We start from the raw sequence: 11,914 nt of genomic DNA, 5'->3' as shown, positions 1-11,914 counted from the left end.
AATCTGCGGCCTCGGCCACCGCGGAGACCACGGCGGCGTGGTTCTCCGCGGCGGGAGCCGCCTTTTGGGCCAGGGCCGTCGTCTGGGCCAGGGCGGCCGGCGCGGCGCTGCACAGCAGAGCCGCAAGGATGGCGGCCGGACGGGCGCGTCGAAGCGCAAGCGAAGTCATGCGGGATCCCCCTCGTTTTCAGCGGGGCGGAACCTAGACCTCTTATTCCTATGGATTCAGTCTGAATAAGCTGGAAGCCAGCGCAGTTTTCCTAAACCCCTATTCCGCGGCGAGGAGCGCCCGACCGGCGGTGAACGAGGTCTTGAGGGCCAGTTCGGCCTTGGCCTCCTCGTATTCGGCGGCGAGGCGGGCGACGTACTCGGCCGTCGTCGGGGCTTCCTTCAGCGCCCCGATCCCCTGGCCGCAGCCCCAGATGTCGCGCCAGGCCTTGGCCTTCTGGTTACCGCCCGAGCCGAAGTTCATCTTCGAGGGATCGGAATGCGGCAGGTCGTCGGGATCGAGGCCCGCCGCCACGATCGAGGGCCGCAGGTAGTTGCCGTGAACGCCCGTGAAGAGGTTCGTGTAGACGATGTCGTCGCCGGACGAGTCCACGATCATCTGCTTGTAGCCCGGGTCGGCGTTGGCCTCCTGGGTCGCGATGAACGCCGAGCCGATGTAGGCGAGGTCGGCGCCCATGGCCTGGGCGCCCAGGATCGCACGTCCGTTCGCGATCGAGCCCGACAGCGCTACCGGGCCATCGAACCACTCGCGGATCTCCTGCACCAGGGCGAACGGCGACAGCACCCCGGCGTGCCCGCCGGCCCCGGCCGCCACGGTGATCAGGCCATCGGCCCCCTTCTCCACCGCCTTGCGGCCGAAGGTGGAGTTGATGACGTCGTGCAGCACGACGCCGCCCGAGGCATGGACGGCCTTGTTCACATCCTCGCGCGCGCCCAGGGAGGTGATGACGACCGGCGCCTTCCACTTGCACGAGACTTCCAGGTCATGCTCAAGCCGGTCGTTGGTCTTGTGGACGATGTGGTTGACCGCATAGGGGGCCGACGGCGTGTCGGGATGATCGCGGTCCCATTCCGCCAGTTCCTCGGTGATCCGGTGCAGCCATTCGTCCAGCAGCGAGGCCGGCCGCGCGTTCAGCGCCGGGAACGACCCCACGATCCCCGCCTTGCACTGGGCGATCACCAGGTCCGGAACCGAGATGATGAACAGCGGCGAGCCGATCACCGGCAGACGGAGACGGTCACGCAGAACGGGCGGCAGAGCCATGAAGCGCATCCTCGAAAAGGGGGAAAGAGTGTTCCATTTACGTTGTACGCACACGTCCGCAAGCGTCAAGCGGCGCCTTGCAGCCGAACCCGGCGGCTGACAGGCTCGAAGGGGAGAAGCGCGAATGCGATTGAAGATGCTGGCCGCCGCCGCGGCCGCGACCATCATCGCCGGCGGTCTCGCCGAGGCCGACCCGGCCCGGTCGCCCGGCGCCGCGGGAGCGGCTGACGCGCTGGGTGCTCCCGAGACGAAGAACCGGCTCAGCCCCGAAGTCATGGAAACCCTGGTCGCCGCGCCCCTCGCACAGATCAAGGGCGGAGACTTGGCCGGAGGACAGGCAACCTTCGAGCAGCTTCTTCAGGACCTCGAAACCCGGCACGGCAAACATAGCACCATGCTGCCCGATGCGCTGTCCGCCTTCGGGGTCCTCATCCGCGAGCCGGGTTACGAGGCCGAGTCCCTGCCCTACCTGAAGCGCGCCGTCGCCGCCGGACGGACGGCGTTCGGGCCCGACGACCCCGAACTCGCGGTCCTGCTGCACGACTACGCCGTCGCCCTGATCATCGCCGATGAAGCCGATCCGTCGCCCGACGCGGACGCGAGCGCCGCCGAAGCCTATCGGATACGGCGTGATGCGCTGGGGCCGGACAACATCGAGACCATCGGCGTACTGGGCCTCATCGGCGAACTCCAAGGCCTGCCCTCCCGGACAGGCGGCGACATAGCGAAGGCGGACGCCGCCGTCGGACTGCTGCGCAAGAAGGCCGACTTCATGCGGAGACTGCCCTATCCGGACGCGCGACGCGACGGGCGGGAGGCGCTGCTGAAGATCGCCGAGGTCCACGCCCGGCATGGTCGGAGCGACAAGACGCAGGAAGCCGCCGAGGCATGGCTCGCAGCGCTTTCATCCGAGCCGACGTGGAGGCGGGATGTGGTTTTCGACATACCCGGGCTGACCGCCGACCAGCAGACCGAGGTTCTGGCCGGCCTCGACGCCGCCGAAGGGGATCAGGGACTCGCCAAGCTTGCCGCCTTTCTGGAAGCCGCCGGCGAACACCGGGGCGCACAGCGGATTCGCGACCTCGCCGCACGACCCGCCGCGGGGAACTGGACGCCGGCGCCAAACTCCCCCTAGAGTTGTTCCAATCGCTCAAAAGCTGCACCGGGGGAGGCCCATGGCGGGCGTTCGGGTCTTCTTCGCGACGAACAGGAATTTCCAGCCCGGCAACAAGCTCCAGGCGTTCGGGCCGCGCTTCAATCCCGACGGGGTGGCGGCGCTGCGGTTCGGCTACGCGGACTTCGACGCCGGCGCCGGGTCGGACGGGCCGAAGCTCTCCAAGGTGACGGTCTATGCCGAGCGCAAGACGGCCACCGGGATCCAGGGGGGCTCGGACCGCTTCCTGGAAGACCTGCGCCGGCTGATGAGCGGCGAGAAGTCGGACACCCTGGTGTTCATCCACGGATTCAACGTCAGCTTCACCGGCGCGCTGGAGGCCGGCGCCCGGCTGGCGCAGGACGTCCGCGTCAACGGCGAGCCCGTGAACATCGTGGTGTTCAGCTGGCCTTCGGATGGCCAGGCGGTGCCCCTGATGTCCTACTACAGCGACCGGGAGGACGCCCGGGCCTCGGGGCCGGCGTTGGGCCGGACCTACCTGAAGCTGCGCGACTATCTGGAAGAGCTGAACGCGCAGGCCTATTGCGAGCGACGGCTGCACCTGCTGGCGCACAGCATGGGGTGCTACGTCCTGCGCCAGGGACTCCAGGCGGCGCTGGTCAAGGAGCCCAAGGCGCTCACCCGCGTCTTCCACGAGATCATGCTGGCCGCGCCCGACGAGGACGACGACGCCTTCGAGACCGACACCAAACTGCGGCTCCTGCCGCGGCTGGGCCGGCAGGTGACCGTCTATTTCAACCCCGACGACCGCGCCCTGCTCATCTCGGACAAGACCAAGTCCAATCCCGACCGCCTGGGCTCGGACGGGCCGCGCCTGATCGACCTGATCCCGAAGAAGATCGTGCTGGTGGACTGCCGCCATGTGGGCGGACGCGGCGACCCGCTGGCGCGTCACAGCTACTATGTCCGCAGCCCGGCCATGGCCGCCGACATCGGCGCGGTGCTGAACGGGGCCGAACCCGACGCCATCGGCAACCGCGAGTATGTGACCACCAAGCGCTTCTGGCGGCTGATCCAGGAGTTGTAGCCGCCCCTACTCTCCCCTTGCGTGAACTTGACGCCCGCGGGCGCGGAAGCGCATCTCGCCGCATGGCCGACCTCGCCCGTCTCGACTCCGGAATCACGCCTGCCGGCGAAGACGCCTGGCGCGCCCTGGTGGCCAAGACGCTGGGCGACAAGCCCTTCGAGAGCCTGAACAAGGCCACCGTCGAGGGCCTGCCGATCGCGCCGCTGTACGCCGCCGCGCCCACGCCGGCCGCTTTCCCCGTTCGACCCTACGACGCCGAGCGGCCGTGGGACCTGCGGGTGCTCTCGGCCCATCCCGACCCCGCGCGCGTGAACGCCGAATTGCTGGCCGACCTGGAAGGCGGCGCCGCCTCGGTGATCGTGGCGGGCCACGCCACGCCCGACGCCCTGGCGCGCGCGCTGAGGGACGTCGTGGTCGAGCTGGCCCCCGTGGGGCTCGACGCAGGCTTCCACGGGCCCAGGGCCGCCGACGCCCTGCACGCCGTCGCCAAGTCGTCGCCCGGCGCAAAGCTGAACGTCCACATGGACCCGCTGAGCGCCTTCGCGGCGGCCGGCGCAAGCCCGGGTCCCATCGAAAGCCATCTGGTCAGCGCCGCCACCGTGGGCGTGCGCCTGGCCCAGGCCTATCCCCACGCCCAGCTCTTCCTGGCCTCGGGCCGCGTCGCCCACGAGGCCGGCGGCGGCGAGGCGCTGGAGGTGGCCGTCGCCGGGGCGGCGTCGCTCGCCTACGCCAAGGCCCTGGTCCGCGCGGGCCTGCCCGTGGGCGAGGCGTTCGGCCGGATCACCCTGGGCGTCGCCACCGACGCGGACTACTTCCTCAGCCTCGCGAAGATGCGCGCCGCGCGGCAGGTGTTCGCCCGGATCGCCACGGCCAGCGGGGCCGGCGCCGCGGCGCGGATCGAGGCCCGCTCGTCGCGGCGGATGCTCACGGCCAAGGATTCCTGGACCAACATGATCCGCCTGACCGCCGCTGGCTTCGCCGCCGCGGCCGGAGGCGCCGACGCCGTGGTGCTGGGGGCCTTCACCGACGCGCTCGGCCTGCCGACCACCTTCGGACGCCGCCAGAGCCGCAACGCGCAGCTCGTGCTGATGGAGGAAGGCGAGATCGGACGCGTGTCCGACCCCGCGGCCGGCTCGGGCTATGTCGAGGCCCTGACCGGCCAGATCGCGCGGGCCGCCTGGGCGAAATTCCAGGCCATCGAGGCGGCCGGCGGCCTGATCCCGGCGCTGGAATCCGGCCTCGTCGCGCGAGACGTCGCGGCGGCGAACGCGGCGCGGGGCGCGCCCAAGATCCTGGGCGTCACCGCCTTCCCGCCCACCGAGGACGCGCCGGTGGACGTCGATCCGGCCACGCCGGCGACGCTGGACCCCGCCGACGCTCGCCTGCCCGGCCCCGACGGCCGCTGCGTGGCCCTGACGCCGGTGCGCCTGTCGGAAGCCTACGAGGCGGCGGCGTGACGGCGGACGTCCTCAACGGGGCGGGGCGATCGCCCATGAACACCGCATGCCATGCAACAACCGGTGTCATCCCGGTTTCGCGCAGCGAAGACCGGGACCCACGAACGAACGCGGCGTCGATCCCTCCGGAGGGGTGCGGCGTCGATGTCGAGCGCATCGTGCGACATCGACGCACGGCCCTGGGATGGGTCCCGGTCTTCGCTGCGCGAAACCGGGATGACAATCTGTGCAGGGGAGACGACCGATGAGCCCATTCCCCGACTTCTCGACCCTGCCGTTCGACGGCGACGTGAGCGCCTTCGCCCGCCCGACCGGCGCGCCCTGGATCACGCCGGAAGGCGTCGACGTGAAGCCGGCCTATGGCCCCGACGACGCCGCGGCGTTCACGGCGCTGGGCGGCTATCCCGGCCTGGCGCCGTTCGTGCGCGGCCCCTACCCCACCATGTACGCCACCAACCCGTGGACCATCCGCCAGTATGCGGGCTTCTCCACGGCCGAGGATTCCAACGCCTTCTACCGCCGCAACCTGGCGGCGGGGCAGATGGGCCTGTCCATCGCCTTCGACCTGGCCACCCACCGCGGCTACGATTCCGACCACCCGCGCGTGCCCGGCGACGTGGGCATGGCCGGCGTGGCCATCGATTCCATCCTCGACATGCGCACGCTGTTCGACGGCATCCCGCTCGACAAGATGAGCGTGTCGATGACCATGAACGGCGCGGTGCTGCCGGTGCTGGCGCTCTACATCGTGGCGGCCGAGGAGCAGGGCGTTCCGCACGAGAAGCTGACCGGCACCATCCAGAACGACATCCTGAAGGAGTTCCTGGTCCGGAACACCTACATCTATCCGCCCGGCCCCTCGATGCGGATCATCGCCGACATCTTCGCCTACACCGCGAAGGAGATGCCGCGGTTCAACTCGATCTCGATCAGCGGCTACCACATGCAGGAAGCCGGGGCGACGCTGGACCTGGAGCTGGCCTACACCCTGGCCGACGGGATCGAGTACGTCCGCGCGGGCGTCGCCGCCGGCATGACGGTCGACAAGTTCGCGCCGCGCCTGTCGTTCTTCTGGTGCGCCGGCATGAACATGTTCATGGAGGTGGCCAAGCAGCGCGCGGGCCGGCTGCTGTGGGCCAAGCTGATGAAGGAGACCTTCGACCCGCAGGACTCCCGCTCGCTCGCCCTGCGCGCCCACACCCAGACCAGCGGCTGGAGCCTGGCGGCCCAGGACGTGTTCAACAACGTGCCGCGCACGGCCATCGAGGCCATGGGCGCCACGGGCGGCCAGACCCAGAGCCTGCACACCAACTCGCTGGACGAAGCCCTGGCGCTGCCCACCGACTTCTCGGCGCGGATCGCCCGCAACACCCAGCTCTTCATCCAGATCGAGAGCGGCCAGACGCGCGTCGTGGATCCGTGGGGCGGCAGCTACTACGTCGAGCGGCTGACCGCCGACCTGGCCGAGCGGGCGCTGGAGCACATCGCCGAGGTCGAGGCGCTGGGCGGCATGACCAAGGCCATCGAGGCCGGCCTGCCCAAGCGGCGCATCGAGGAGGCGGCGGCCCGCACCCAGGCGCGCATCGATTCCGGCAAGCAGTCGGTGGTGGGCGTGAACCGCTATCGTCCCGAGGTGGAGGACGACATCCCGGTCCTGAAGGTGGACAACACGGCCGTCCGCAACGCCCAGATCGCCAAGCTGAACCGCCTGAAGGCCGAGCGCGATCCCGAGGCCCTGGCCGCCGCGCTGGACGCGCTGACGGCCGGCGCGGCCGGCAAGGCCAATCTGCTGGAGCTGTGCGTGAACGCCGCGCGCGCCAAGGCGACGGTCGGCGAGATGTCCTACGCCATGGAGAAGGTGTTCGACCGCCACAAGGCCAACGCCGACGCCGTGAAGGGCGTCTATCTGCGCGAGGCCGGCTCGACCCCGTCCGGCGAGCGGGCCAAGGCCATGGCCGAGGCCTTCGCCCAGGCCGATGGCAGGAAGCCGCGGATCATGGTGGCCAAGATGGGCCAGGACGGCCACGACCGCGGCCAGAAGGTGATCGCCTCGGGCTTCGCGGACCTGGGCTTCGACGTCGAGATCGGCGACCTGTTCCAGACCCCGGCGGAAGCCGCCGCCGAGGCGGTGGAGACGGGCGTGCATGCGGTGGGCGCCAGTTCGCTGGCCGCCGGCCACCTGACCCTGGTGCCCGAGCTGAAGTCCGAGCTGGCGAAGCTGGGCCGGCCCGATATCCTGGTGTTCGTGGGCGGCGTGATCCCGCCCGAGGACTTCAAGGCCCTGGAGGAGATGGGCGTCGCCGCCGTCTTCCCCCCCGGCACCGTCGTGCCCGAGGCCGCCATCCAGGTGCTGGAGCGCCTGAACGAACAGCTCGGCTATGCGCAGGAGCAGGCGGGGCGGTAGCGCGCCTCGCCTACCCCCTCCCCCCTTCTCGTCATGGCCGGCCTTGTGCCGGCCACCCATAGACACCGAGGTCCACAGGTTCGCAGCCACGCCGCGACCATCCTTTCGAGCGCCTGCGTTTATGGGTGGCCGGCACAAGGCCGGCCATGACGAGAGAGAGAGAGAGAGAGAGAGAGACGCGCCCCCTAACGCCCGCCCGAGGTGTTCGGCGCCGGCGCCGCATCCGCGGTCCCGGCGCTGCGCCGCCGGCCCGGGAGCAGAGACTGGGCCTTGGCCAACTCGGCCTTGTCGATGGCGCCGTCGCCGTTGGTGTCGATGCGGTCGAAGACGCCGGCCAGCATCTGGCCCATGCGGCCCCTGAGCTCGGCCTTCTGCAGCTTGCCGTCCAGGTTGTCGTCCATCATCCCCATCAGGCGCGTGGGCGCGAGGCGGCCGTCGGAGTCGACCTGATTGGCCGAGGTCTCGTCGGCCCAGCGGAACTGCAGCGAGGTGAACAGCATCTCCTCGTGGCTCTGTTCGCCCCAGGTGACGGTGATGTTCGGGTCGGGGTTGGCCGGGTTGTGCCTGGAGTTGTCGTAGACGTAGTTGGCGATGATCCGCGAGCCGGCCGGGATCCTGATCGGCTCGGCGAAGGTATAGGCCCGCTGCCAGTTGAAGTCGTATCGCGGCAGGGCCAGCAGCAGCGTCTTCCTGCCGTCCGGGTACTGGATCCAAAGGTCGTTCGAATAGGCGCGGTAGTGGGCGTGGGGGAAGGCCGCGTACAGCAGCGCGTCGCTCGGGAACTCGACGTAGGCCGTCTCCCTGTGGCGCGCGGTGTTGGGCGGGATCGAGATCGAGGTGTCGATCACCGTCACGCTGCGCATCATCAACTCGGGGGGCTTGTCATGGAAGTAGACGCCGATCTGCGAGCTGTCGACCGCCTCCTTGCCGTAGGGCGTGTAGTGCATCTGGAAGCCCACCGCGCCGCCAGGCGGCAGGTAGGTGCCCACGTTGCCGTCGAAAACGGTCGATTCGGCGCCCACGGCGTAGCCGCCGACGGAACCGCGCCAGCGCGTCTCGGAGGACTGGCCGTTGGCCGGCATCTCGTTCATCCAGCCGGTCAGGATGTGGTGGACCGACTGGCGGTCGCCCGGCTTCACCGTCGTGGCGCGGATCCACTTGCCCTCGGTCAGGGGATTGGCGATCGCCGGCCGCTGATAGTCGACCACGCCTGACGCCGGCACCGTGAACGCCGGGATGTTCAGGATCAGGTCGGGCTTGCCCAGCGGCCAGTCGGCGGCCACGTGTGTCTTGCCCGCCAGCGGATCGGGGCCGTCGCCGCGCGGCGCGCCACCCTCGATCCAGTGGACCAGGGTCCGGATCTCCTCGGGCTTCAGGTTCTTGTCGTCCGAGAATTTCCCCACGTGCGGGTCGGCGTTGTAGGGCGGCATGCGATCGGTGCGGAGCACCTCGCGGATCATGGGCGAGAAGCCCTTCACCATCTCGTAGCTGGAGAGCGCGAACGGCGCGATGCCGCCCTCCTGGTGGCAGGCGAGGCACTTGGCCTCGATGATCGGCGCCACCTCCTTGCCGTACGAGATCCTGGTCTTGTCGATCGACCGCGCCGGGAAGGCGATGGGCGCGCCGGCCAGGGCCATCCGGACCGACGGGATCGGGCGGCCGGCGTTGAAGGCGTCGAGGGCGGCGGCCAGGCCGTTCGCCGGACCGCGCCAGGCAACGGTCCAGCTCCGCGTGTCGATGACGATGGCCTCGGCCGAGCGGGTGACGCCCAGGCTCTCGCCGACGAGCTGGTTCACGTCCAGCAGGATGGGCTGGCGGTAGCCCGCCTTTTCCGCCTCGGCCAGGACGGCCTCGCGGCTGTCCCTGAGGTTGGAGTTCAGCAGCAGCACCTTCACACCATTGGCGGCCTGGGCCTCGGCCAGGGCGTTCAGCGCCGGGGCCTGGCCGCGCAGCGCCGCGTCGCCGTTGGCCTGGGTGACGAGCACCACCGCCCTGGCGTCGGTCATGCGGAAGAGCTCGTGCGCCTCCAGGTCGGCGTCCACCAGCATGAAGTTGTCCACGCCCGCCGCCGCCGTGGCCGCGGAGTCGGCCGCAGCCCGGGCGCCGATCGCGCCGGGCGCCGCGGGATCGCTGGCGCATCCGGCGACCGTGGAACCCAACGCCGAGACAGCGAGAACCCCCAGAAGCCGACGCAACGGGATCGAACGGACTTGGATCATGGCGGCTCCCCCGAATTGGTCTTCGCCTGATTGGTCTTCGCCTGGCGCCCACGAAAAGTGAGACGGGCGTCACCTTCACCAAGGGACATTACACCAATATTTCGAAAGCGGCGGAGACGCCGCGATCCTATCCGCCCCCCGACATCACCTGCAAACGGTCGCCCGGGATCGCCACATCCGGCCCGTCTCCGGGGCCGGGCGCGAAAGGGCCGTGGGGAGGCCCGCCCGCCTGGGTCAGCCTGGCTGGCGCAGGCTTCGCACGAACTCCACCAGCGCTGAGCGTGAAACGCCGCGCGGCAGGCCCGCATAGGCCTTCAGCAGTTCGAGCGCGCCCGGCTCGGCCAGAAGCGCCGCGACCTCGTCCACGGCGCCGCTGGACGGGGACGTCTCGCCGAACATCTCGGCGACCGGAACGCCAAGGGTCTTTGCGATGCGCTGCAGCATGGACGCCGAAACGCGGTTTGCCCCCCGTTCGTATTTCTGGATCTGCTGGAAGGTTACGCCGGCGGCTTCCGCCAGAGCTTGCTGCGACAAGCCTCGAACCTTACGCAACAGTCTGATCCGCGCGCCGACCGCCACGTCGACCGGGTCAGCGGCGGCTTCTGGTTTGCTGGCCATGAGTGATCTTGGATCTCCTTGGGGCGGATCTGCTCTATCGCGTCTGGCTCGCCGGATCATCGGCTGGCGGAACAACGTTCTCCGCACGTGAAGGCATATCCGAGATGACGTAGCAAGCCTCAGCAATGGCGATACCCAAGGCCCGTCGAAGCGGACCAAACGCCGGCGCGTCCTGTTCGAGCTGGATCAATTCTTCCTCGTACGGAGCAAGGAGTTCGACGAGGTTCTGGGCCAGACGCTTGCCATGTTCTGAGTCTTGAATCATTCGCCCCCCCATGAATTCGAAACTCGACCATCGAAAACGGGAAAGCAAGCAACCCTGACGGGCGGTTTCCAGAACAGCGATCATCCGTCGCACCAAGCCGGGAACTCGCGACGTGTCAGAGGGTTAGTAGCTTCCGGCGGAACGTCCGCCACCCGAAGCCGGCCGTCCGAAAACGGCGGAGATCGTCGACTTCGGCCCGGTGCGCCTCAAGGTCGGCAAACCGCACTTCCCGGCTGAGATCGCACCGTCAGACGTCTTCATGAGGCGCTCGGCGTGGCAGCGGCGCGCGCCAGGCTTACGCCCCCATTTTGGGTGGTATCGTCGGGACAAAAGGCGTCCGGCGGCTCCGCCGACGGCCGCGCGTCGCAGCGACGCAACCAGGCCGGGCGAGCGACGGCCCTCGATGAAAAAAAAGGCCGCGCCCGGAGGCGCGGCCAGTTCATTAGGGAGGAAACGCCCAAAAGGGCAGGACCTTTCTGCGCCTTTGCTGCAGCGCACGCAAGCCCTAATTTCACTCCAACATGAAATACATCCCGCAGGCCGTACGGAACATCCTGTTCCCGGTGCAGGGACCACGGACCACCCTCGGCTGAACCGCCGCCCAATTCAGCATCATATAGTTGTTTTATTTCAGGAATTTTCCTCCGAAGCACGCCTGGGCGATGCGTACGCACGGAACCTGAAGAGTCGTTGCGGACATATGGGCGGCAGGGGTGCGACGAGATGTTGCACCGCCAAAACCGTGACCCACGCGGGACTCAGCGTCCCCGCCGAACCAGTTCCTCCAAGCCCGCCGCGCACCAAGCATAGAGCCGTTCCCGGATCGCCCCCATGTCGGTGGACCGGCAAAGGCCGTCCGAGAGCTGGTCGATGCGGCCGGTCTCCGAAAGCGTGAGCATCATCGCCCCGGTCAGGAACTGATACGCCCAGTAGAGGTCGCGCCGCTCGGCCCGCGGCAGGGCCAGGGCCAGGGTGTCGATGAGCTTCTGCACGACCGGATCGAAGAAGCGGTGCATCGTCTCGCCGCCCCAGGCCGGAGTGTTGTTCACCAGGGCGACGAGCCGAAAATAGTTCCGCCAGCCCTCATCGTTCGTCAGGGCGCGCTGGATGAGAGGATCGATGAACGCCTCTATGATCCCTTCCGCCGAGAGGCGCCCGGCATGGGTTTCGGCATAGGTCCGAAGGGCGTCCAGGCGGGCGGTGTTGAGGATTCCGGCGCGGCGGGCGAACACGCTTTCGAAGAGTTCCCGCTTGGCGCCGAAGTAGTAGTGGATGAGCGCGGTGTCGACGCCGGCTTCGGCGGCCACCTGGCGGACCGTCACCCCGTAGAAGCCGTGCCGCGAGAACAGCGCCTCGGCCGCGTCCAGAATGGACTCGCGCAGATCCGGCCCCTCGCCCTTGCGCCGGCGCCCCCGGACGCCTCCTGCTTGCCCCAGCGCACGCGCCATGACCTCTCCGCCGGTTGTCGCCACCAGCT

The 11,914-nt window shown here is 69.1% G+C and carries 9 protein-coding genes; 4 read left to right on the top strand and 5 right to left on the bottom strand.

Annotated elements, in window-relative coordinates; translation table 11 throughout:
• Positions 1–268: 268 nt before the first annotated feature.
• Complete coding sequence (locus WG212_RS10760; RefSeq protein WP_293381038.1) at positions 269–1,273, bottom strand: nitronate monooxygenase family protein; 1,005 nt, start codon at positions 1,271–1,273, stop codon at positions 269–271.
• A gap of 136 nt (positions 1,274–1,409) precedes the next feature.
• Between WG212_RS10760 and WG212_RS10755 the strand changes: the two genes are divergently transcribed.
• The 4 genes from WG212_RS10755 (at position 1,410) to scpA (ending at position 7,335) form a co-directional block, all read left to right on the top strand.
• Positions 1,410–2,408 (top strand): hypothetical protein, encoded by a 999-nt coding sequence (locus WG212_RS10755; protein ID WP_337187093.1) that lies wholly within the window; start codon positions 1,410–1,412, stop codon positions 2,406–2,408.
• 40 nt (positions 2,409–2,448) lie between these two features.
• On the top strand, positions 2,449–3,474 hold the full coding sequence (locus WG212_RS10750; protein ID WP_337187092.1) for an alpha/beta fold hydrolase: 1,026 nt from the start codon (positions 2,449–2,451) through the stop codon (positions 3,472–3,474).
• 62 nt (positions 3,475–3,536) lie between these two features.
• Complete coding sequence (locus tag WG212_RS10745; protein ID WP_337187091.1) at positions 3,537–4,931, top strand: methylmalonyl-CoA mutase family protein; 1,395 nt, start codon at positions 3,537–3,539, stop codon at positions 4,929–4,931.
• Between the two features lie 244 nt (positions 4,932–5,175).
• On the top strand, positions 5,176–7,335 hold the full coding sequence (gene scpA / locus WG212_RS10740; protein ID WP_337187090.1) for a methylmalonyl-CoA mutase: 2,160 nt from the start codon (positions 5,176–5,178) through the stop codon (positions 7,333–7,335).
• A 185-nt stretch (positions 7,336–7,520) separates the two neighbouring features.
• On the opposite strand, the gene WG212_RS10735 is transcribed toward scpA, so the two are convergent.
• The 4 genes from WG212_RS10735 to WG212_RS10720 all read right to left on the bottom strand — a co-directional run bounded on the left by WG212_RS10735 (position 7,521) and on the right by WG212_RS10720 (position 11,885).
• Positions 7,521–9,554: a hypothetical protein gene (locus tag WG212_RS10735; RefSeq protein ID WP_337187089.1), complete on the bottom strand. Its 2,034-nt coding sequence runs from the start codon at positions 9,552–9,554 to the stop codon at positions 7,521–7,523.
• Between the two features lie 234 nt (positions 9,555–9,788).
• A complete protein-coding gene (locus WG212_RS10730) occupies positions 9,789–10,172 on the bottom strand; it encodes a helix-turn-helix transcriptional regulator (RefSeq protein WP_337187088.1) in 384 nt (127 codons plus the stop codon).
• Between the two features lie 34 nt (positions 10,173–10,206).
• The gene (locus WG212_RS10725; protein ID WP_337187087.1) at positions 10,207–10,521 is read right to left on the bottom strand and encodes a hypothetical protein; all 315 of its coding nucleotides are present in this window, start codon (positions 10,519–10,521) and stop codon (positions 10,207–10,209) included.
• 674 nt (positions 10,522–11,195) lie between these two features.
• A complete protein-coding gene (locus WG212_RS10720; protein ID WP_337187086.1) occupies positions 11,196–11,885 on the bottom strand; it encodes a TetR family transcriptional regulator in 690 nt (229 codons plus the stop codon).
• Positions 11,886–11,914: the final 29 nt, after the last annotated feature.

This window comes from Phenylobacterium sp. (genome assembly GCF_037189685.1).
GTDB lineage: Bacteria > Pseudomonadota > Alphaproteobacteria > Caulobacterales > Caulobacteraceae > Phenylobacterium.
Note: the sequence above shows the minus strand (reverse complement) of the source record. Positions and strands in the feature narration are given on the sequence as shown.